General features: G+C 40.5%; 21 protein-coding genes and 1 pseudogene. 9 read left to right on the top strand and 13 right to left on the bottom strand.

Features of this window, described 5'->3' with window-relative positions:
• Positions 1–109 precede the first annotated feature (109 nt).
• On the bottom strand, positions 110–637 hold the full coding sequence (locus LC090_RS05725; RefSeq protein WP_226656128.1) for an IseA DL-endopeptidase inhibitor family protein: 528 nt from the start codon (positions 635–637) through the stop codon (positions 110–112).
• Between the two features lie 217 nt (positions 638–854).
• Here LC090_RS05725 and LC090_RS05720 point away from each other — a divergent pair, with 217 nt between their 5' ends.
• Entirely contained in the window at positions 855–2,024 is a 1,170-nt protein-coding gene (locus tag LC090_RS05720) for an ABC transporter permease (RefSeq protein WP_226656126.1), read from the top strand.
• An 89-nt stretch (positions 2,025–2,113) separates the two neighbouring features.
• On the opposite strand, the pseudogene LC090_RS22240 reads toward LC090_RS05720, so the two are convergent.
• The 3 genes and pseudogenes from LC090_RS22240 to LC090_RS05705 form a co-directional block, all read right to left on the bottom strand.
• A pseudogene (locus LC090_RS22240) lies at positions 2,114–2,188 on the bottom strand (YjcZ family sporulation protein); the annotation flags it as partial.
• Between the two features lie 152 nt (positions 2,189–2,340).
• Complete coding sequence (locus LC090_RS05710) at positions 2,341–2,679, bottom strand: hypothetical protein (RefSeq protein ID WP_226656124.1); 339 nt, start codon at positions 2,677–2,679, stop codon at positions 2,341–2,343.
• A 22-nt stretch (positions 2,680–2,701) separates the two neighbouring features.
• Positions 2,702–2,926 carry a hypothetical protein gene (locus tag LC090_RS05705; protein WP_226656122.1) on the bottom strand — a complete coding sequence of 75 codons (225 nt, stop codon included), beginning with the start codon at positions 2,924–2,926 and terminating at the stop codon, positions 2,702–2,704.
• 139 nt (positions 2,927–3,065) lie between these two features.
• On the opposite strand from LC090_RS05705, the gene LC090_RS05700 reads away from it, so the two are divergent.
• The 3 genes from LC090_RS05700 (at position 3,066) to LC090_RS05690 (ending at position 6,821) form a co-directional block, all read left to right on the top strand.
• Positions 3,066–5,237, top strand: a complete 2,172-nt coding sequence (locus tag LC090_RS05700) for a UvrD-helicase domain-containing protein (protein WP_226656120.1) — start codon at positions 3,066–3,068, stop codon at positions 5,235–5,237.
• A 129-nt stretch (positions 5,238–5,366) separates the two neighbouring features.
• Positions 5,367–5,555, top strand: coding sequence for a hypothetical protein (locus LC090_RS05695; protein ID WP_226656118.1), 189 nt, complete (start codon positions 5,367–5,369; stop codon positions 5,553–5,555).
• A 969-nt stretch (positions 5,556–6,524) separates the two neighbouring features.
• Positions 6,525–6,821 carry a DUF3817 domain-containing protein gene (locus LC090_RS05690; protein ID WP_226656097.1) on the top strand — a complete coding sequence of 99 codons (297 nt, stop codon included), beginning with the start codon at positions 6,525–6,527 and terminating at the stop codon, positions 6,819–6,821.
• A gap of 43 nt (positions 6,822–6,864) precedes the next feature.
• Here LC090_RS05690 and menC read toward each other — a convergent pair whose 3' ends face one another.
• From menC to LC090_RS05660, 6 genes are all read right to left on the bottom strand, one after another.
• Positions 6,865–7,965 carry an o-succinylbenzoate synthase gene (menC, locus tag LC090_RS05685; RefSeq protein ID WP_226656095.1) on the bottom strand — a complete coding sequence of 367 codons (1,101 nt, stop codon included), beginning with the start codon at positions 7,963–7,965 and terminating at the stop codon, positions 6,865–6,867.
• Positions 7,962–9,428, bottom strand: a complete 1,467-nt coding sequence (locus LC090_RS05680) for an o-succinylbenzoate--CoA ligase (RefSeq protein ID WP_226656092.1) — start codon at positions 9,426–9,428, stop codon at positions 7,962–7,964. Before LC090_RS05680 ends, menC begins: the two co-directional genes overlap by 4 nt.
• Before the next feature lie 75 nt (positions 9,429–9,503).
• Entirely contained in the window at positions 9,504–10,319 is an 816-nt protein-coding gene (menB, locus tag LC090_RS05675) for a 1,4-dihydroxy-2-naphthoyl-CoA synthase (protein WP_159783948.1), read from the bottom strand.
• A 31-nt stretch (positions 10,320–10,350) separates the two neighbouring features.
• Positions 10,351–11,175: a 2-succinyl-6-hydroxy-2,4-cyclohexadiene-1-carboxylate synthase gene (gene menH, locus LC090_RS05670; protein ID WP_226656090.1), complete on the bottom strand. Its 825-nt coding sequence runs from the start codon at positions 11,173–11,175 to the stop codon at positions 10,351–10,353.
• Complete coding sequence (gene menD, locus LC090_RS05665; RefSeq protein WP_226656088.1) at positions 11,172–12,923, bottom strand: 2-succinyl-5-enolpyruvyl-6-hydroxy-3-cyclohexene-1-carboxylic-acid synthase; 1,752 nt, start codon at positions 12,921–12,923, stop codon at positions 11,172–11,174. Before menD ends, menH begins: the two co-directional genes overlap by 4 nt.
• Positions 12,916–14,319 (bottom strand): isochorismate synthase, encoded by a 1,404-nt coding sequence (locus tag LC090_RS05660; protein WP_226656086.1) that lies wholly within the window; start codon positions 14,317–14,319, stop codon positions 12,916–12,918. Before LC090_RS05660 ends, menD begins: the two co-directional genes overlap by 8 nt.
• A gap of 274 nt (positions 14,320–14,593) precedes the next feature.
• Here LC090_RS05660 and LC090_RS05655 point away from each other — a divergent pair, with 274 nt between their 5' ends.
• From LC090_RS05655 to LC090_RS05645, 3 genes are all read left to right on the top strand, one after another.
• Positions 14,594–14,878, top strand: a complete 285-nt coding sequence (locus LC090_RS05655) for a hypothetical protein (protein WP_224592923.1) — start codon at positions 14,594–14,596, stop codon at positions 14,876–14,878.
• Between the two features lie 228 nt (positions 14,879–15,106).
• Entirely contained in the window at positions 15,107–16,051 is a 945-nt protein-coding gene (locus LC090_RS05650) for a 1,4-dihydroxy-2-naphthoate polyprenyltransferase (RefSeq protein WP_425590626.1), read from the top strand.
• A 236-nt stretch (positions 16,052–16,287) separates the two neighbouring features.
• On the top strand, positions 16,288–16,668 hold the full coding sequence (locus tag LC090_RS05645; RefSeq protein WP_226656084.1) for a hotdog fold thioesterase: 381 nt from the start codon (positions 16,288–16,290) through the stop codon (positions 16,666–16,668).
• Between the two features lie 411 nt (positions 16,669–17,079).
• On the opposite strand, the gene LC090_RS05640 is transcribed toward LC090_RS05645, so the two are convergent.
• Positions 17,080–17,241, bottom strand: a complete 162-nt coding sequence (locus LC090_RS05640) for a hypothetical protein (protein ID WP_226656082.1) — start codon at positions 17,239–17,241, stop codon at positions 17,080–17,082.
• Between the two features lie 73 nt (positions 17,242–17,314).
• Here LC090_RS05640 and LC090_RS05635 point away from each other — a divergent pair, with 73 nt between their 5' ends.
• Both LC090_RS05635 and LC090_RS05630 read left to right on the top strand, forming a co-directional pair.
• Entirely contained in the window at positions 17,315–18,031 is a 717-nt protein-coding gene (locus LC090_RS05635; RefSeq protein ID WP_226656080.1) for a thermonuclease family protein, read from the top strand.
• A 93-nt stretch (positions 18,032–18,124) separates the two neighbouring features.
• A complete protein-coding gene (locus LC090_RS05630) occupies positions 18,125–18,679 on the top strand; it encodes a DUF3231 family protein (protein ID WP_226656078.1) in 555 nt (184 codons plus the stop codon).
• 31 nt (positions 18,680–18,710) lie between these two features.
• Here the strand turns inward: LC090_RS05630 and LC090_RS05625 are convergent, their stop codons facing one another.
• Positions 18,711–20,735, bottom strand: coding sequence for an ABC transporter ATP-binding protein (locus LC090_RS05625; protein WP_226656075.1), 2,025 nt, complete (start codon positions 20,733–20,735; stop codon positions 18,711–18,713).
• Entirely contained in the window at positions 20,736–22,487 is a 1,752-nt protein-coding gene (locus LC090_RS05620) for an ABC transporter ATP-binding protein (RefSeq protein ID WP_226656073.1), read from the bottom strand.
• Positions 22,488–22,819: the final 332 nt, after the last annotated feature.

The following is a 22,819-nucleotide window of genomic DNA, read 5'->3' as shown; positions in this document are numbered from 1 at the left end:
AAAGAGTAGCCGGCCCTTGTCCAATCCCCTTGTTCAAAAAGAGAAATACGAGTTGCTTCACTTATAAGATCTCATAATAAAACGCACGGTGTTTAACCGTGCGTTCGTCTTATTGAATCTCAAAGTTCTTAATAATCCAGTGATTATTTTCATAAACAAAATTGATCTTAATTGTGTAAGTACCATATAAGTCCGATTCGTTTGACTGAGTTAGTTGATACTCAAATTCACTTTTTTGATTTAATTCATAAGGCTTATCTGTATTAACCCATGGAAAAAGTTCTGTAGGAATAAGGTAAAGAGCACCATCACGTTCTTCAAAATAAACATCAGCAATTTGAGAAGCAAGTTCTTTTGATGCTACTTTCTGTAAATGTTGCTCTACTTCCTCGATTGACTGAAATTCCTTTACCTTGTAATTCGCGTCTGTTTCCTGAACGATTCGATCCATGAGGTCTGTTGATAGTTGTTCGACATTAGGTTTTTCGACTGAGATCGTCTTTGCTTCCGCTTTTGTTTCAATTGAAGACATCACCATTTGAGAATGTTCTTCTGCAACTTTTGATAAATTCGTTCCACAGCCAGAAGTAAATGTAAGCGCACCGACCAACATGGCGATTCCTATGTATTTTTTCAAATTACTCATCCTTTTAATTATTGTAGTATTTCATCTCTATTAATCACATTCCTCATGAAGTCAAGTGTCAAACAAACTAGTCGACATTTAAGTCTTTTTTACTATATTGTAAAAAAGCAGGATGCGAATTTATTGAAATCCATTACACTAATAAGACGAATAAAAATAATAAAATGTTTCGATTTATTTAGTGAGTTTACAGAAAGGAGGAACATCATTGACAAAACTATGGAAAATGAGGTTTAGTCAATATTTCCGCCATCGATTCAGCTATTTAAGCTATATTTTCCAAGGAGGTTTTCTCATTGCCTTACTTCTCCTAGGTGGAATTGGGGCTGTCTATTATCAACGATTTCTAATAACGATTCCAGAAGATTTTCCATCGTTGTTAGTCACAGCGCTAATCATTAGCGCAGTGATCAGTTCACTTGAAGTCAAGTTCTTTCTACTTCCAGCTGATAAGGTTTTTCTACTTGCCTATGAAGGACGAATGAAGAAATACATTCAATATAGCGCCTTTTATTCTTACGTACGATGGCTTTCACTCATCTTCCTTACTGGTTTACTCACTCTCCCTTTATTAATAAGGTTAGACTTTCAAACGCATGATTTTATATGGGGTAGCATCATTCTACTCGTTCTTAGTTTCCTGTCTTTACTTGTCATTATCCAATCTTACTTTGTAAAGAAAAAGTGGGTACGACCTTATCTGTTTATCATCAACAGTGTGGCACTCTATGCTACTTTGAAAGAAGCTTTTTGGATTTGCCTCCTCTTGTTGGTTATTCTAATATCTCTTCCTTTCATTTCACCTAAGAAGATGGTGCTACAGTGGGAAAAATTAATTGAACTTGAAGCATCACAGAAAAATCGATTTGAGCAATTTGCTAACCTGTTCGTTGACGTTCCTTCGTTACAAAATCTCGTACGGACGAGAAGATACCTTGGGTGGATCCCCACTTTTATGAATGTAAAAGATCCACGCGTTTATCTTTCGGTTCGAACTTTTTTGCGTAAAGGCTCGTATGTCTGGATTTATATAAGATTACTATTTCTAGGTGGGCTCCTTCTTTACTATCTTTCCAGTGAGGTCATATCCTATTTATTTGTCCCTGTGTTTATATGGGCAACCCACCAACAATTGACTGCCATAAAAAAAGAACAGTACCGTGACACATTTCTCATCATTCTTCATAACAATCGTATGTCCCATTCCTTTGATAAAATGATTTTGTGTTTATTGCTCTTGCAGTCTTTCTTCTATAGTCTTATTCAACTTCCAACCGTTCACCAAGCTTTCATCGTTCTTTTGGAAGGGCTACTGATTTCTTACATACAAACGATGAGAAAGAAACGAACGAAAAAAAGAGGAACTGACTCTCCTTAGTCAGTTCCTCTTTCTCATTAACAACAATAAGGATTGTAATTTGCTCCGCCGACGCCTGGTCCTGGACCATAGCCGCCGCCAAACGCGCCAGCTCCTACAATAATTAATAAGATAAACAAGACAACAATTAACGCAAACCCTTTACCATATCCTCCGCCGCTCATCTTTATCCCCCTCTTTAAAATTCATTAACTACATTATTACTTTATGTGGCTAAGATTATTTAGGAAGGGCATGAGCGGAGTTCTTCTAGAAAATACTCTTATTCTTTACTTAAAACACCGTTGTTCACAAAGAAAAAAGAGGCTTTGGCCTCTTAATTTCTCGTATTATGATTAAGTGCAGATAAAACACCCATTTGATCGATTTGCGCTTTTGTCTTATTTGTTCCTAACCGATGAATCATTTCATAAAGGTTATAAATCGCTTCATCTGTCCAATCACGATGGCTGTCTACTTCATCTTCATTATAATGGTTCAATGAAAAGAAATCATTTTGCTGGACATATTTCTGTGAGCGCAACTTCTCAATCGCACGTTCCATTTCCATTTTTTCTTCTTTCGTTGCTCTAATTTCAAATGCATTCATTTGAGTACCAACATTTGTCTCATGAAGCTCACCTTTTGGTGTTACAAAATACGTTTCACGTACCATTGCTTCTCACCTCCATGATAAATTAAACAGGACTAACCTCCGAATGGCTATATCCTTTGTATTCATGCTGAGCTGCATCAATTGTTTTCTCAACTGTGTCAAGTCGGGAGTGAAAAGACCCCACGTCACGGCCCTGCTTCTTCGCTTCCTCAACACGCTCGTCGTAATTTGTATCTTTCGTTGCTTCTGGCTCTACATGGAACTGTTTCTTATCATGATCGACTACTACCTGAATAAATTTATCCATCGCTCTTTCCTCCTTTTTATCCTATCGTGTTTGTCACTTTACCCGTTTCAGATCAACATTAATCTTTTCATGAGAAACGAAATGGCTCAATTTTGTGTTAAAATGAGGGGATGAATCCATAAGAACTCAGGTGATGATCATGAATTTTACAACAACACCGCATCAAGCAGTGACTGAATCGGACCTTTCTGCTCCATTAACACCCCATTCGTCTATCAGACCGTTGGAAGATGAAGCAGAACAGGCTTTTTTTCATGCATTAGAAGAAAAAGGGATACGTCTAAATGAACCTCAAACAAGAGCAGTCAAACATACAGAAGGTCCTCTTCTAACAATTGCAGGGGCTGGAAGCGGAAAAACCTCCGTCTTAACAGCACGAACTGCTTTCCTTATGACTGTAAAGGAGAAAGACCCTTCTAGTATTCTCCTTATTACTTTCACCAGAAAAGCATCTGAAGAAATGCGTCAGCGGATTAGTCGCTTACCAGGTGTCTCCCCTCAAGACTCAGGGAGATTAACAGCAGGGACCTTCCATTCCATATTTCTGAAATTATTAAGAAGTCTCGGCTATAATCAAAAGATATTAAATAGTGATCGTCATAAGCAAATCATTATGAAAAACATTTTAAAAAAGATGAAAAGTCCAGAAGCTTCTTTACCGGAAATTATGCTTTCATCAATTTCATCTTGTAAAGTTAAAATGATGGAACCGAGCGATGTTCCCGATCAAAAAGAAACGGAAGAACTGAAAAAAGCTTATACGGAATACGAAGAGTGGAAGACAGCCAATCACTATATGGATTTTGATGATATTCTTGTTTTTATGTATCGAGAATTTAATCAAAACTCGTCCCTTCTTCAAAAAATGCAAAATCGGTTTCAGTACATTTTAGTTGATGAATTTCAAGATACGAATCCGATCCAATACGAACTGATTAAGCAAATCGCTGCTCCACAGAACAATTTATTTGTCGTTGGAGATGACGATCAGGTCATCTACTCCTTTAATGGTGCGAATAGCTCCATTATTTTAGAATTTGATCGAACCTATCCAGATGCAGAAGTTGTGACATTGGACACAAATTATCGATCCGCCCCTCCAATCGTGGGACTTGGTAATCATGTGATTAAACATAACACCTACCGTAGAGCCAAAACGATGAATGCGACGAATAAAGATGGAAAACAACCGTTTTATCTCAGACCTGCCACTACAGAAGATGAAGCAGGATACGTTCTTCGTCATATCCGCGAACAGAAAAGAGACTGGAAAGATATCGCAATATTGACGAGAACCTATACGAATGCACGAGCTATCTTTGAACAATTAATTGAACAGGATATTCCATTTAATGCGCAGGGAATGAAACAGGTCTTTTATGAACAGTCCGTCATTAAAGGCATGATGGAACATCTTCGTCTTGCATATGAACATCAAAATCTAGATGCAACAGCCGCTATCCTTCCATCTTTATTTATTAATCAAGAAGCAGGCATGCGTCATATTGAGATGGAAGATTTTGTAGATCCGGTTGATTTTCCTTTGATTCATCTAAAGTCTTGGAAAACGCTTCGTGATTTCCAAAAGAAGTCAATTGATCGACGTATACGCCTGATTCAAGAAGCAAAGCGGCATCAACCACAGAAAGCCATTCAATTATTACGGGATGATTATATGAAACACCTAGATAGTGCAAACGACGAAGCCTTAACGGTTCACAAAACAACCCTTAAAGAAATGATGGACGAGCTAGAGTTCTCAAGCTCTCGCTTTGAAACTATACCTGAATTTCTAGCTTATGTTGATCGGATCATCCAACGATTCAATGAACACAAACAAAAGGCAAGCGCCACGAACGCACTATCCCTTTTATCGATTCATCAAGCAAAAGGACTGGAATTCCCTGTTGTTTATGTCATTGGCGCCTCTGAAACAATATTGCCACACGTCTCTGCACTTAGCTCGATGAAGGATAAAGAAGCTTCTCAAAAGCAGCTATACATGAAAAATCCAACTGCAGATCTTGAAGAGGAACGTCGACTTTGTTACGTCGCGATTACACGCGCCAAAGAAGAACTTTATATTTGTTCTCCGGAAAAACATCTCGGCAAACAAACACCAGTGTCTCGCTTTTTAACAGATGCGTTTAAAAAGAAAATAACGCAAGAGGGCAAAACAATGAAAGCATGGGTTTGTAGCAGTGAATTCTGCAAAGGATGGATGAAGATTGAAGGGAAAAAACAACCTTCTGAAAAATCATGTCCGTTATGTGATCGGCCAATGATTGTATCACAAAAGCCCGTTAAATAAGTCTGAATGATGTCATCGTGTTAAGCATTGTTGCGCTTTGATTACAAATCATTTAAGAGACGTTTAACTTACGGATTTCGCCTTTCAAACGTGCTATAGTAGAAAAAAACGCGCAACAGGAGGGCTCCGATGAGCAGCATTCGTTACGAAACCATCTTTCAGAAACAGCTTGGAAACGGTACGATTATCGGAATAATGGACTACCTTGAAGGTAAGCTGATTCGACTGAACTTAAATGATAAGGAGCCGGATTACCTTAACCCGGAGTTAAAGGAATTCTTTCAACAAGAGCGTATGAAAGTGAATCTTCATCAATAATAGATCGCATATAAACCAGCCTCCCCTTATATGGGCAAGGCTGGTTTTTAGTTATTTACAACTAATCGTGCATAGAATCTAGCCGTTATGGCATCTTATTAGAAAAACAGTATCCTTTCGTTAGTCTTTTAGACCTATTATTCATGAAAAAAGGTTTGATATAAAAAGTGTAAAGGGTATATCAATAGTAGCAAAGAACATTGCTATATTTAAGGAGGAAGTCAACATGTTAAAACAAGTTCTAGTTATTATCGGAATTGTCGTCGTTGTTGCATTTGTTGTTAGTGCTTTATTCTAGAAGACAACAATCATAAAGCTATGGATAAACTAAATTGACTTTATCAAGGAGGAATAGCAATGGTACGTACAATCCTTATGATTATTGGCGCAATCGCCGTCATCGCAGCGATCATCTCATTTATTTAAACCTTTTTATTATTTATGAGGCAATTGAAATTTTACTATTACTTATAACTAAAGGAAGTCGAGCCTGCATTACTCAGGCTCGACTTCCTTTTTTGTTATCTATTAATCATTTTTCTTCATGTTTTTTTTGGCTTCATCAACTTTGGACTTTGGAATGTATATAAAGATTGCTTTTTTATTGTTGTTCATACAAATCTCCTTCAGAGTTGATTTTTGGTCCATATTCATTCTACTCGATAATGAGGGCGATAAGCAATCCTCCCTTCCAAAAGAAGTGAAAACACTGCGTTAGTACTAAATGTTCTGATAATACGTTTTTCATAGAAACCTTAAAAAGTAAATGAAGTCATTTCTCATTAAAGTTAAAATTTCACTTTTTCCTACAAATGACTATACTCGAAATTCATGACTGAAAACTGTCAAGAAATCGAGATAACTTCAACTTCTATTCAGGGACGAGGATTGATATACTGGTTGTAAATTGTATGATTCTGTTCCTATGAATCAGGACACTATAGCTCACTATAAAGGAGTGAACTCCATTTGTTGAAACAACCGTTAAAACTATTCAGAGGGGTCGGTTATGCAGAAGGAATATCGTTTCTATTGCTATTAGGAATCGCGATGCCTCTTAAATACTTTATGGGCATGCCAATGGCCGTATCGATTGTTGGAGCGCTACACGGCGGATTATTTGTTCTTTATCTCGCCGTTATCCTTTACGTTACCATTGTAAAGCGCTGGTCTTTTATTAAGGCGACGCTTGCCGTTGTCTCATCCGTCATTCCATTCGGACCGTTTATATTCGACGCACGTCTTGTGAAAAATTCAGAAGTATAAAAAGAGGCAGGACCTTGAACAGGTTCTGCCTTTTCCAATGAACTCAATAAACTTCTTTCACTATTGTTACTCGTTCCAGTTCATTCCGGTCCATCTCATATCCAATACCTTTCCCTTGTGGAACGTCAATGCATCCATCTTTCACGACTACTTCGGGATCAATTATATCCTTTTCCCAATATCGGGTAGAAGCTGAGACATCTCCCGGGAGAATAAAATTAGATAAGCTTGAAAGAGCTATATTGTGCGCCCTCCCGATCCCAGATTCTAGCATGCCGCCACACCAGACCGGGACACCCTTTGACTTACATAAATCATGAATCTTTTTACTTGCAGTTAATCCACCAACACGACCAGGTTTAATATTAATTACCTGACAGCTGTTTAAATCAAGCGCTCGACGTGCATCATCGAATGAAGTAATACTTTCATCCAAACAAATCGGAGTCTTTAATTCTTTTTGGAGTATAGCATGATCCACAATATCATCAGCAGCTAAAGGTTGTTCAATCATTAGAAGATTAAAGGCATCGAGTGCTTTTAATTGGTTCAATTCTTGAAGCGAATAGGCGGAATTTGCATCTGCCATCAAAGATAAATTCGGATAGCGTTCTCTTATGGCTCTTAGAATGGAAACATCTTGAGAAGGCTTTATCTTCACTTTAATCCGCTCGTAGCCTTCCGAAATTCGATTGCTTATTTCTTCAAGCATCGTGTCAGGATCAGAAGCACCCACCGCAACACCTGCTTTAATTTTCTTTGAAGTGCCACCTAATGCTTCTGCTAAACTGATGCCTTCTTTTTTTGCGTATAAGTCCCATATTGCCCCTTCTATCGCAAACTTTGCCATTGGGTTTCTCCTGATTCCTGATAACATGCGATCTACCTCAGAAGGGTGTGAAATGGAACGGGATTTAAGAAGGGGGATCATGACATCTCTTAACATATGCCAGGACGTGTTAAGGGTTTCTTCCGTATACCACGGTGTTTGAAATGCTACCCCTTCTCCAAAACCAACTTCCCCCTCAGCGTCTTTCACTTCTACAATAATTAACTCTCGATCGAACACCGTTTCAAGGCTATTTCGAAAAGGAGACTTGAGGTTCATTTTTATATGATGAAGCGTCACTGACTCAATAATCATTCTGTTTCTCCCACTAATAAATTCCGCTGAAGTTTATTCGCTCCATTTCTTGGAAGAGCCTTAACAAAGGTTATTGATTTAGGCAATTTATACCGAGCAAGACGCTCTGATAGATAATCGAGTAATTGCTCATCCGTTAACAACGAATTTTTACTAACAACGAAAGCAGCCGGAACTTCTCCCCAGCGCTCATCTTGGATGCCGGTCACACCAGCATCTTCAATATCAGAATGTTCGAGGATCGCCGCTTCAATTTCTGCTGGATACACATTTTCACCACCAGAAAGAATCAGGTCTTTTCTTCGATCTAATACAAAGAGAAAACCCTCTTCATCAAGGAAACCAATATCTCCTGTATGAAGCCAGCCATCTTCCAATGCAGCTTTCGTCGCTTCACCTCGTTTCCAATATCCCTTTGTTACAGTTGGCCCTTTAACAAGTATTTCCCCATGCTCTAATGCTGGAAGCTCTTTATGATTATCGCTAATTTTTACTTCTGAAGGAAATAGAGCTTTCCCAGCAGATCCCTGTTTATGAAGCATATACTCTGGTGAGAGCGTCACGATTTGTGATGCTGTTTCCGTCATTCCAAATGTTTGAAAGACAGGAATCTGCTTTTCTTCGCAAATGGATAAGAGCGGATAAGGAGCTGGACCTCCGCCAAGCAACAAGCAGCGTAACGTGTCTGGGTACTGATTTGTCCCCAGGTCATCGAGCATTTTCTTTAGCATAGCGCTTACTACCGATACAATCGTAATTTCGTCTTGTTGAATCGATTGATTAACGACATGCGGATCAAAACGCTCTTGAACAACCATTGTTATGCCATAAATAACACTTCTTAATAGAATAGACAGGCCACTCATATGAAACATCGGCACGGCACATAACCAGCGATCATTCATATGTAACCCCATGTTAAGACTTGAACTAATCGCACTCCACCAATGGTTCCCATATGTTAACATCACACCTTTAGGTTTACCTGTTGTACCAGATGTGTACATAATCGTATGAAGCTGGTTCAACTCAATCGTTGTTTCTAATCCCTCTAACTGATAGATAAACGGTCGAATTTCTTGCCAGGTAAGGATATTCACAGTAGTTGGTTTCAATGCTTCGTGAGCTTTTTTCGAAAGTGATAGGTCGGTTATCACATAAGAAAGCTCAGCATCGTCCATCTGGAACGCCAGCTCAGGTCCTGTTAATCGATGATTTAGTGGAACAATAACAGCGCCTATATACATCAGAGTATGTAAGCAAACGGCTGCCTCGATCCCATTCTCCATAAAGAAGCCTACATGCTTTCCTTTTGCAATCCCTTCAGCTTTTAGAGCATGTGCCATTGTAACAGCCTTTTCTTGCAATTGCTTATAAGTGAGCTGTGTATCGTTATCAATCAGCGCCAATCGCTCAGGCGTGATAGAGGCACGTTTATGTAGCCAGTTTGGCATCGTCTCCATCTGTATCATCCTTTCCTTTCCCTATTTGAAAAACAGCTTGATGGGTACCCATCAAGCTGTTTACATACAATCGATTTAAGGAAAACGTGGGAACTGTTTGAAGTCCGGCTTACGCTTTTCTTTAAATGAGTCGCGTCCTTCTTTCGCTTCCTCTGTTGTGTAATAAAGAAGTGTTGCATCTCCACCCATTTGTTGAAGACCTGCAAGACCATCTGTGTCAGCGTTAAGAGAAGCTTTAAGGAAACGAAGGGCTGTCGGTGACTTTTCTAGCATTTCCTGAGCCCATTGCACGGTTTCAGCTTCAAGCTGTTCAAGAGGAACAACCGTGTTAACAAGACCCATATCAAGTGCTTCTTGAGCGTTATATTGACGGCATAGGTACCAGATCTCACGGGCTTTCTTATGCCCTACGATACGAGCAAGGTATCCAGCGCCGTATCCAGCATCAAAGCTCCCAACTTTAGGGCCAGTTTGTCCAAAGATCGCATTATCAGCAGCAATTGTAAGGTCACATACAACGTGTAGAACATGGCCTCCACCAATTGCATAACCAGATACCATCGCAATAACCGGTTTAGGGATTACGCGAATAAGACGTTGAAGATCTAATACATTTAGACGAGGAATCTCATCATCGCCAACGTATCCACCATGACCTCGAACACTTTGATCTCCACCAGAACAAAATGCTTTGTCTCCAGCTCCTGCAAGTACGATCACGCCAATATTAGAATCGTCTCTCGCAAATGAAAAAGCTGTAATTAGTTCATTAACCGTTCTTGGTGTAAATGCATTACGCACCTCTGGACGGTTAATTGTGATCTTAGCGATCCCATCATACGTTTCATAAAGAATATCTTCAAATTCACGTTCAGTCTTCCATTGAATCATTTTGAAATTCTCCTTTCCTATGTACCAAAATTTACAGATAAGAATCTGCATGCTTTTTTAGAAAAGCTACTACCATTTTAACAAAGATTTCAGGTTGTTCTACATGAATTGTATGCCCTGCGTCATTTATTTGCACAAAATCAGCTTGAGGGAACAAATTTTTCATTCTTTTACCAATTGAAATGAACTTTCGATCGTACTCTCCTACTAAAAGAAGGACGGGAATCGCTACATTCTCTAACACTTCCCAATAAGAAGACTGAACCCCTGTACCCATTCCAATAAGACTGTTTGCCAGTCCTCTTTCAGTATTGCTCAAACGCTGTTTTCTTATTTCCTCTTGAACATGTAAAGGGAGATTCTTTTGTGAAGCAAATAACGGAACGCTCTCCCAAAAATCAACAAACGATGACAAGCCATCATTTAGAATCCGTCTTGCCAGCCGTTCATCCTTTTGCCTTCGCTCCTCTCTTTCTTCTTTCGTAACAAGGCCAGGAGAGCTACTTTCAAGAATAAGCGTCTTAACACAATCAGGATGTTGCACAGTGAAAGAGAGAGCAAAACGCCCGCCCATGGAATAGCCAAGCACATGCGCGTGATCGATCTGAAGCACCTGTAAGAGCTGTTTTAAGTAATCTCCCATCGACTCCATTGTATAATGCGTCATATCATCTGGTTTTCCACTTGCACCATGCCCTATTAAATCTAGAGCGATCACTTTATAGTACCGTGCCAACTCTTTCATTAACGGAGACCAATTCGCGCTTGACCCAGTAAAGCCGTGCAATAAAAGAAGAGGTTCCCCCTCACCTTCTATTTCAACGTAAAAAGGCTGCCCTTCAATCGTATAGATCATGATTTCGAACACTCCTGTAACACGATGGCAGTTTCTCTCGAAACCTTCTCAAACATTTCGCGATGAAGAACAAGATTTGAATCACGATCAGTGGGAACTTCTATAATGCTTAGACCATGGTGGTTCTGACTTTTTACATAAGCCTCTTTAAACTCGTCCCAATTTGATATACGTTCAAAGCTTGCCTCATATAAAGCCGCCGCATGCTCATAATTTAGACCATGTGGCGTTCCGAATAGTTGCTCGAAGTGATGATTCTGCTCACGTTGGGGTAGAAATGAGAATATTCCTCCCCCATCGTTGTTAACCACAATGACCGTTAAGTTGATTTCATATAGCTTCGCTAATAGAAGACCATTCATATCATGGTAGAAAGAAAGGTCTCCAATAACTAGAACGCTAGAAGAATAGGCCGTACTTGCTCCAATGGCTGTAGAGACAATGCCATCAATCCCATTCGCCCCTCGATTTCCCATTACGGTCGGGCGAGAATTTTCTGGTAAGAAAAAGTTTTCCATGTCCCGAATTGGCATACTATTCCCTACGAAAAGAAGCTCTCCCTCACTCATCACTTTCCCTAATTCTCTAAACACGTGACCCTCGAATAGCCCATCAGTATCCAAATCTTCGTGAAGTAATTTAAGAGTTATTTGGTTAACGGTCTTCCATTTGTCTAACCAACCTGTTTCCTTAAGGTCGACCCTTCCTACAGCAGGAAGAAGACTGTTCACGAATGAGCTAGGAGAAACTGTTAGCATATCAGAACTAGAAAGCGTTGGGTCTCTCCAGCCTCTCTCATCGACAACAATTTGAATAGGACTAGCTACTTTCTTCATAAAGAGCATAAAAGCTTTTGAAACTGGCATTGCACCAAATCGAATGACCACTTCAGGGTAAAGAAGCGAATCAACATCACCTCTAAGAAACGCGTCATATCCTTCAATAAGGTTAGGAGACTCAGTATGGCGACACTTTGAAAGGGGATCCGCTAAAACGGGATAACCTAACCTCTCAGCAAAAGAAAACAATGACTCAGCTAATTCGTCACTGTCTTGTGGCCCCACTACAATAATGCCTTTCTTTCCAACCAGTTTGTTTGCATACTCTGCTATGACCTCTTCACTTAGAACATGTAGATGATCCGTAGCCTTTACCCACGGACTATGATCGTCCCGGCCGTGAGAAAAAAGGCCTGAATAAGCAAGATCTGGTATTAAGGGATCTCTAAATGGAAAATTAAGATGCACGGGACCAGATGGAACACTCGACGAAACGGCTGTCGCTCGAGAAGCCGCTGTTCGAACATATCGGTTTAAATCTGGAGACGAGGAAGGCATCGCCATTTCCATAAACCACTTCACATAGTCGCCATATAGCTTGATTTGGTCAATCGCTTGTGGGGCTCCATTGTCACGAAGCTCATGTGGGCGATCACCAGTCAATACGATCAATGGAACATTGGATTGAGCAGCTTCAATTACTGCTGGATAATAATTCGCTCCAGCTGTACCTGAAGAACAAAGAAGAGCGACTGGTTCTTGATGCGATTTGGCCATGCCAAGGGCAAAGAAACCAGCAGATCGCTCATCGATGTGCATCCAGACTTTTAATAACGGATGTTCGGCCATCATCATTGCAAGCGGGGTAGAGCGCGATCCTGGACTAACAACCGCATGTCTTACGCCTGATCGGACAAGCTCATCAACAAATGAACCAACGTAGCTTGATAAAATTTCTTGATCAGTCATATTTCTTACCTCCAAGTGCAGTTAGCATCGGTTTAAACTTCATTTTTGTTTCTTCAAATTCACTATCAGGGTCTGAGTCTCCAACGATGCCGCACCCTGCATAGAGCGTAGCCTGATCGTCATGTAATAAACCTGATCGAATGGCAACAGCAAATTCACCATTTCCCTGATAATCAACCCACCCAACCGGGCCAGCATACCAGCCACGATCAAGATTCTCAATTCGTTTAATCTCATTTACCGCCTCCACCTGAGGATATCCTCCAAGCGCTGGTGTAGGGTGCAATCGTTCAACCATCCGTAGAAGACTTGTTTTTGCGCCAGCCCTTGCTACAACTGGGGTAAACAAGTGTTGAATATGAGGTGTTTTTAAAATTTCAGGTGTTGATGGAACTTGAACAAATTCACACTCTTCTTCCATTGCCGTTCGAATCATTTGAACAACTAAATCGTGTTCGATTCGATTTTTTTGATCATGAAGTAGTTCTTGTCCAAGCGCTTGATCTTGTTCTTCTGATTTTCCTCGTTGAATCGATCCAGCAAGGCACGTTGAATATACCTGATGTCCCTCCCGTTTTACTAACCGTTCAGGTGAGGCACCAAGAAAACATTTTTCTCCGTATTCAAATGCAAACACATAGCTGTCGCTTTGCTGATCTTTTAAATTCGAAAGCGCTCGTGTAGAAGAAAATGACTGAGTGGATTGCAACTTAATCTCTCTAGCCAGGACTACTTTATCCAGCTGACCTTCTCGTATATTCCGAGCCGCACTTCGAACAGTTTCTTTCCATTGAACAGGTTTAATTTCTTCTATAGAAAATGCACACTCATTCTGTGGGTGCACAGCCGTTATTTTGTTTAACAGGTTAGCATGTTGCTCGAGAAGCTCATCTGAGAGTTTCTCTGGATCGTCGTCTTTACTTACCACAGCGTTAATTGTAAGCCAGGACTGATTAAGTGCGGAAGTTAGCATAATTTCAGGAAGGACCATACCGCCCTCAGGAAACCCTCGCCACTCACCACTTTTAGGTGCAAGAGGATCAAAGGAAAAACCACCAAGCAGTACAGGTCCGACGCCTGGCCGTGATGGCGCCCCTTCAATAACAGAATGCTCAAGAAACCGCTGCCACTCTTCTTCTATTGTACGGAAGCGATCGCCCTCGGCTTGAAATTGGTTCATTCGTCCGAGACCAACAATGGTCGTATCGTTCTCTGGATCAGACCAAAACGTTCGATCATGTTTATAAGTAAACGAACCTGCTGCATAAAAGGAGAGGGGATCGACAGCAGCTACTGATAGCACCTGACTAACAAGTACAGACGTTCCCCGCTTTTCTGCCTTACTAACACCTTGATGAAGCAGGCTAAATAGTTCTTGATGTTGTAATGTAGACACCGACTTCTCCCCCCAACTTTCTGTCCATGCAAAAGCAGACCGAGTTAGCCTCGGCCACAGTTAATTAAAGGATACACCTGTGTAGCTAAGACTGTCAACGAAGGTGTTTGACCGTTTATGCGACCTTCTTATGTATTGATTCCCCATCTGCGTTAAAAAAACCATTTTAATGCTCCGCAAGTGCCCTTAGCAAAATAATTGGTGAGCATACACTGATAAAAGTAGACGATGGGAAATTGTCGTCTCTACACTAAATGATGAGGGAGTGTCTCACATGTCCAGACACTATTATCATGGAGTTTGTCGTCAGCATATTGGACAATGTGTTGAAATCAAATGCCATGACGGTCAATTGCACAGAGGCCATATTGAAGACGTTGATGATGAATTCGTCTATATTCGCCCTTTAAATCGCAATTGTGATGGACCACAACATCCCGAGGGCCCCGGAATGTTTTTCTTCGGCGCTTTTGCAGGCGGATTTCTTGGCGGATTATTAGGCGTAGGTTTAGGAAGCATCGCGTTTTTCCGACCATATCCTTACCCCTATTATTATTAATTCCACAAATGCGATCACTTCATGGTGATCGTTTTTTTTTGTCCCCTTCTCAGATCGAAAGAAGCTAAAGGCATATGAATCGTCAGCAGTTAATTAGCCTTTTTCTATTGACAGAGACTTCTTGATATTGACAAAAGGATTGACACCCCTTATCCGTTTTTTTAAACTATAATGGTTACATGGGGAATTTTTAAGAAGTTTATTATTTTAAGGGAGAGACATGATTCTATGGAAGAGCGTATGAACAACAGCAACGATAAGCTGAACAAAGTGACGCCTTCAAAACCAACATGGCAGGTGTGGTGGCGACTATTAAGACCCCACACATTAACAGCTTCCTTCGTCCCGGTTTTTCTGGGCACAATGCTTGCCCTTCAAAGTCATACATTACATTTTGGATTGTTTATGGCGATGATGATCGCTTCTATCCTTATTCAATCAGCAACAAATATGTTTAATGAATACTATGATTTCAAAAGGGGTCTTGATCACGCTGGTAGCGTAGGAATTGGAGGCGCCATCGTACGAGATGGAGTTAGTGCTAGAACGGTATTGAACCTTGCTTTGATTTTCTTTGGAGTGGCCATTCTCTTAGGAGTTTACATCTGTATCCTGACAACATGGTGGATTGCAGTTATTGGTTCCATTTGTATGGCTGCAGGATATTTTTATACTGGTGGCCCATACCCAATTGCCTATACGCCATTTGGCGAAATTGCCGCCGGCGTCTTTATGGGACTCATTCTAGTCTTACTTTCATTTTTCATTCAAACAGGCGTCATTACATTTGAAAGTATTCTCGTTTCGATTCCTATTTCCATTCTTGTTGGCGGCATTCTTATGGCGAACAATATCCGTGACCTAGAAGGTGACAAAGAAAAAGGACGTAAAACACTCGCGATTCTACTTGGACATGATAAAGCCGTGACCTTTTTAGAATGGATGTTTATTGTGTCTTATCTATGGGTTGTCGCACTTATCATTACAATTGATTCATCTTTGTGGTTACTGTTAATTATTCTAAGCATACCTAAAGCATTTAAAGCCATTCGGTTGTTTGAAGGAAAAAAAGAGGCGGCTCAAATGATGCCAGCTATGCAAGCGACCGCTCAAATGCACACTCAGTTTGGACTATTAATGGCGGTTGGTTTATTGCTCGCGTACTTTATTTGATAAGCACTCAAGTCAGAGACGAACGCAGTCTCTGGCTTTTTTACGTCATTAAAGTAATTCCCCCTATATTCGCGAAAGCAAAAAGAAGAACTCAGCTAGATGAAATTGAACGGATTTTCTGTTGAATTTTTACTTTTTCTAGTAGTTCGCTCGTGTATACTGTAAATAAGTACATAGAAAACAGTGAAGGCGTTAGCTTTAAGGGCTTGGCGCTACAGCTGAATTGGAGGAATTTGATGGAATTCGAAAACACAATGCTCGAGGCACTAGGAATTACAGCCATTACATTAACTCCTGAGAAAGTAGTCCTTGAAATGCCAGTCGGCCCAAGTACTCACCAACCACTTGGTTTTCTTCACGGTGGCGCATCTGTTGCGCTTGCAGAATCAGCAGCTAGCATCGGAGGCACGCTCAATCTAAACGAAGAAAACGAAGCAACTTTCGGAATGGAAATCAACGCAAACCACCTACGCAGTAAAAAAGACGGCGTCGTCCGAGCCATCGCTGAACCCATTCATATCGGTAGAAGAACCATGGTCTGGGAAATCAACATCGTCGACGAACAAGAAGAATTAATCTGCATATCCCGCTGCACCCTAGCCGTTAAAAGGTATTAAGAAAAGCGGAGACGAGCGTTTAGAAACGGAGATATTGGAGCTCTTGAACTAGAACACGCTCTCTGTGTTCTGGTGAAAGAGCGAAATATCGCAGTTTCTGCGAGTCGCAGCTAGACATGAAAAGCGGAAGCCTCCGTTTAGACCCGGCAGGCACTGGAACCTTTTCATTTGAACACGGTTTTTGTGTTCAGATGAAAAGGTGAAGTGACCGAGGGTCTGGAGGCTGCAGCTAGACACCAAAAGCGGAGACGAGCGTTTAGAAACGGAGATATTGGAGCTCTTGAACGAGAACACGCTCTCTGTGTTCTGGTGAAAGAGCGAAATATCTCCGTTAGACATGAAAAGAGATCGAGGACTTGGCCACTGCAGCTAGGACCCCCTAACCAAACCTATAAACCAAAAAGAATCCCGTCACGATTGACGGGATTTCTGTTCTATTTTTCGTTCACCAATTTCTCGGTAATCTTCATGATACGTGTCTGATATCGCATAATGACAAGCATCGCAAACCATTCTTCTTTTTTCCCACGGGAAGAGCAATTCTTTCTCACAGTAAATACATCCGTGATTCAATTGGATCACCCCCTTTTAGAATATGACAAATCAGGATGTCTAAGACCTAAAAGTAAGAAAAGGAGAACTCACCATGAAACTTAACCTATTGCCCTACCTTTTAATGTTATTATTTCTAGCTGCCTGTTCTGTAAGCTCTTCTAATACCGAAATTCCAGAAAACACAATTCCAGCCACAGTTGACCGCGTAGTTGACGGGGATACGTTAAAGATCACAATGGAAGATCGAGAAGAAACGATTAGACTTCTTCTTGTTGATACACCAGAGACGAAACATCCAAGTAAGCCAGTTCAGCCATTTGGACCAGAAGCATCGCAATTTGCAAAAGAACAGTTAGAAGGCAAGAAAGTGGGCATCGAGATTGATGTTTCAGAACGTGATAAATACGGTAGACTGCTCGCATACGTATGGATCGGTAATCAGATGTTTAACGAAATGCTTCTTGAAGAAGGTCTCGCAAGGGTCGCGTACATTTATCAACCAAACGTAAAATATGTCGATCAATTTCAAAAAATACAGCGCCAAGCTCAAGAAGAAGGAAAGGGCATTTGGAGCATGGAAGACTATGTCCAGGAAGAAGGGTTTAACGAAGATACCGAAACACCTGAATCTTCTATTTCAGAAAAAGACCCAGACGAAAAGTGCCAAATCAAAGGAAACATTAATTCAAAAGGTGAAAAAATCTATCATGTTCCTGAAGGTTCTTATTACGAAATGACGAAAGCAGAAGAAATGTTTTGTAGCACAACGGAAGCAGAAGCGGCTGGTTTTCGTCCATCTTCTAGGTAAATAGCAATAACGTTTATTTACCAGCTCCTTTTAGACAAACGCACATAATTTATTACCTCCTGAACCATTATAGGATAGAGGAGGTAGCTGAAGATGAAATCTATTTTAAAATCAATGCTTGGCATACTACAATCCCATACTGACAATGAGCCAAAACCGCCGTTACATGTTGGGGAAGTTATGAACTGTTGGACGACTTTTGCAATTTTTAAAGAAGCACAAGTTTTTTATCGGATGGCATTAAATACTACTGATGACGAGCAATTAAAGAAAAAGACACAGGAGATATTTGATGCTTCTGTTAAGGACCAGAATAAACTAAAACATTTTCTAATAAAAGAAGGGGTTCCGCTTCCACCAACTTCTGAAGCAAAGCCTGATTCTTCTTCAGAAACGATTCCAATGGGTGTGAAGCTAACAGACGATGAAATTGCAAATGGGATTTCTCTGAAGCTCGCCTCTGTAAATATCCTCTGTGCAACAACCGTTTCTCAGTCTATACGAACCGACGTGGGTTTAATGTTTCTTGAGTTCCAAACTCACATTCTCCTTTTTGCTTCGGATTTTAAAACATTAATGGAAAAAAGAGGGTGGCTAAAATCACCTCCCCCCTACCTTCCACCAGGTGCTCCAACGCAAAAGCCGTAGTTTTTAAGCTACGGCTTTTAATCATTTTCTCTTATACGGCTTGCTCAACCTTTTTTCCTTGTTGAAGTTGATACATTTGAAAATATCTTCCTTTTTGCTGCATCAATTGGTCATGATCGCCTCGCTCAACGATCTCGCCTTGATGAAGAACAAGAATTTGATCTGCTTCTCGAATCGTTGACAATCTGTGCGCAATGATAAAGGTCGTACGTCCTTTTTTCAAAATATCGAGAGCGTTCTGAATAATCATTTCCGTTTCGGTATCAACATTTGAAGTCGCTTCATCAAGAATTAGCACTGCCGGATCAAACGCCAATGCCCTTGCAAACGAGATGAGCTGACGCTGACCTGACGAAAGCGTGCTTCCTTTTTCAATAACTGGCTCATCAAAACCATTAGGAAGTGAACGAAGTAGCTGTTCAGCCCCAACATCTTTTAACGCTTTTTCTACTTTTTCTCTTGAGATCGCTGGATCATCAAGGCTGACATTTGACGCAATCGTCCCTGTGAATAAGAATGGATCTTGAAGAACAATCGCCATATGCTGCCTTAACTGCTGCTTTGGAATATCCTGAATGTTCTCTCCATCAATGGATATCTTACCTTTTTGATTATCATAAAAGCGGAACAATAAATTCATAATTGAACTTTTTCCTGAGCCAGTATGCCCTACTAAGGCAATTGTTTGACCTTTTTTCGCTTCAAAAGACAAGTTCTTCAGAACGTATTCCTCTTCTTTATAAGCAAATGAAACATCATCAAAAGTGACATTTCCATCATAGCGTGGAAAACTCCCATCTGCTACATCTTCCCCTTCTTCATCAAGGAGCTCAAAGACTCGGTCTGCGGCCACCAATGCCTGTTCTAAATTAGCAAGCTGATTGACCATGTTCGTAACTGGTTGAAACAATCGATTTAAGTAATCGACAAAAGCATAGAGAACACCAAGACTAATCATGGTACCTGTAGTAAGCGACGCACCTCCAAAATACCAGATTAATGCTACAAAAGAGATATTCCTCAAAATGTTTACGAGGTTATGAGACATTAAGGAATTTAAATTTAATAACTTATTTTGATAAGTAAAGTGACTATCATTTAGCTCTTCAAATTCCTGCTCCGTCATTTGTTGGCGTTTAAACGCTCTGATGATCGACATCCCTTGAATGGATTCATTAATCATTGCATTGATGTCACTTACCCTCGTCCGAATCACTTTATTAAATTTCGAAGCGTATTTGCGGTAAACAATGATCCAAACAAAGAGGAGGGGAACGATTGTTAATGTAATAAAGGCAAGCTTTACATCCAGCAAGAACAGAGCGATGAAAATTCCAGTCATATAAAAAATACTCGTAAAAAAAGTTGCGAGCACGGTGACATAGAGTTCACGTATCGCCTCTGTATCATTCGTAATTCTTGCCACTACCTTTCCTGCTGGCAAATTATCAAAGTAATTGATGTGCAAGCGCTGAATTTGCGCGTAGACATCTGTTCTCATTTTTTGAATAATTCGGTTGGCTGAAGTTTGCAAGAGTAGCCCCTGACCATATTCAAAAAATGAAGCAAAAACAAGAAGTCCAAAGTAAAGAGCAATGAGCCAGATCATTGGTTCAACTTGAGGTTGATAAAAAGCAAGCAGCTGTTCATTGCTTATTTCTGAAGCCTCATAGGATCGTTGTTCTCCATCTTTTTGAATCGTAAGCGTATCTTCCTCTATTACTCTCTCTCCATCAAAAGCGATCGGTTCATCAATAAAGTAATACTCACGACCAACTTGAAGAACCCTTACTTCCTCTCCTTTCACTTCATTTTCCTTAAAATGATCACTCCGTTTATACCACTCGCCTTCGTATCGAACAGCGTCCTCTCCTTCTTCAGATTCATACCATGGATATTCCACTCCCAGAATATGAACATCAATCATCCGTTTAGCAATGAAAGGACCAGATAATTCCGCTGTAACAGCAACGGTTAGGAGCAGAAGTGCAATGATAATACTTTTCTTAAATCCAAGCGCATATTTTACTAGGCGCTTACCTACATGTCGATTCATTTACAGCACCTCCTTCAGCGAATCTTCAAGCTGCTGTCTGTCATATTGCTCCCGGTACCATCCTTTTTGAGCAAGAAGGGCTTCATGGGTGCCTTCCTCAATGACTTTGCCTTCTTCTAGCACAACAATCCAATCAGCATGCTTTACACCCGAGAGTCGATGTGTGGCAATAAGCGTCGTTTTCCCCGTACGCTCCCTACGTAAATTGGAAAGAATTTGCGCCTCTGTTTTCCCATCTACCGCTGACATTGCATCATCCAGGATAAGAATCTCTGGGTCAATCATGAGTGCTCGAGCAATTGAGACACGCTGCTTTTGGCCTCCTGAGAGAGCCACTCCTTTTTCCCCTACAAGCGTTTCTAGCCCTTGAGGAAGAAGGTGAATGTCTTTCTTAAAATCGGCCAGATGGAGCACGCGATCAACCTCTTGGTCAGTTCCATCTTTCTTACCAAAAAGAAGATTTTCTCGCACAGTTCGAGAGAACAACATTTGATCCTGAGGAACATATCCAATCCATTTTTGAAGAGTTTCAAGAGAAAACTCCTCGATCGGTATTCCAGATATACTAATCTTCCCATCCCCAACTGGATATTCTCTTAGCAATTGTTTAAGCAAAGTTGTTTTTCCACTCCCCGTTCGCCCAACGATGCCTAGCGTCTGCCCCTTTTTCAGGGTAAAAGAAATATCATCTAAATTTGTGACAGATGAGGATGGGTACGTGAACCGCACTTCCTCAAATACAATAGTGCCAGGTGAATGAATGCTTTTCGGAGAATGATGTTCCTTAACATCTTCTTCGTGAGATAACGTATCCAACACACGGTTTAATGAGGCATTTCCGCGTTGCATAACATTGATGAGTTCGCCCACCGCAATCATTGGCCAGATCAGCATCCCAAGATACACGTTGAATGAGACGAGCTCACCTAGCGTGAGAACTTTGTGAAAAACAAGATACGCTCCATAACCTAAACCAATTAAATAACTGATACCTACTAGAACTTTAATCGTCGGTTCAAACAGGACATCTACCTTTGCTACTTCAATGTTTTTGTTGTACACATCCTCTGTTAAGGTTTGGAATTTTTGTTGATCTGCTCTTTCCTGAACATAAGCTCGCGTTACCCGCACCCCTGCAATCGACTCTAGCACTTGATCATTCATATGCCCGAATGAATCTTGAGCAGCAGTAAAGCGTTTATGAATAATCTTCCCGTAGCGGTTCATTGCAAGAGCCATTAATGGGAGAGGAAGAATAGCTGCTAGCGTTAGCTTCCAACTAATCAAAACACCCATCGTAACCAAAATAAGAAACATAAAGATCGTTGAATCGACTAAAGTTAAAATACCAAATCCCGCTGTAAGCGATACAGCTTTAAGGTCATTTGTTGCTCTTGCCATTAAATCCCCAGTTCGGTTTTTTTCGTAAAAAGATGGCGTCATTTTAAGGAGATGTTTCATAAATCGAGACCGAAGCATTCTTTCAACTAGAAAAGCACCTCCAAATAGTTGGTACATCCATACATACGTAACCAAATAAACGACAATTAATAACGCAGCATAAAAGAATAGATAATGTCGTAAGCTTTCCCACGTTAAACTTCCTACATTAATTTCATCGATCGCCATTCCAATTAATTTAGGTGGAATAACTTCTAGAATTCCACCTAAAATTAACAATCCGATGGCAATGCTATAGCGCTTCCAATGCTGCTTAAAAAACCAACTCAACTTGCGTAAAATCGAAAACATTCTCTTCCCTCCAATCTTTTCCCCACCATTGTTTCAATGATTGAGAGACCGCCATTTCCATAACCATCTCAAGACACTGTCACCATTTTCAGAAATTTAAAAAAGACATAACCGCATGCGGCTATGTCTCAACACATTAGACATAAAAAAGGCACACGTCTAAGACGCGTGCCGATTCCTTTTGGTGACAAAGGGGTTACTTCCCTGGCAAAGTGCGTCTATGAGTACATGAAATTTGTTGGACTCTTTCTTTTAAACCATGTCTCATCACACACACTCTCCTTTACCGTAATTTTTTCACTCTGTCATCTTAGCACCATTGTCACAATTTT

Origin of the sequence: Guptibacillus hwajinpoensis (genome assembly GCF_020524165.1) — a bacterium.
Classification (GTDB): Bacteria; Bacillota; Bacilli; order Bacillales; family Guptibacillaceae; genus Guptibacillus; species Guptibacillus hwajinpoensis_D.
The sequence above is the reverse complement of the archived record's forward strand: the minus strand, read 5'-3'. Positions and strand labels throughout refer to the sequence as shown.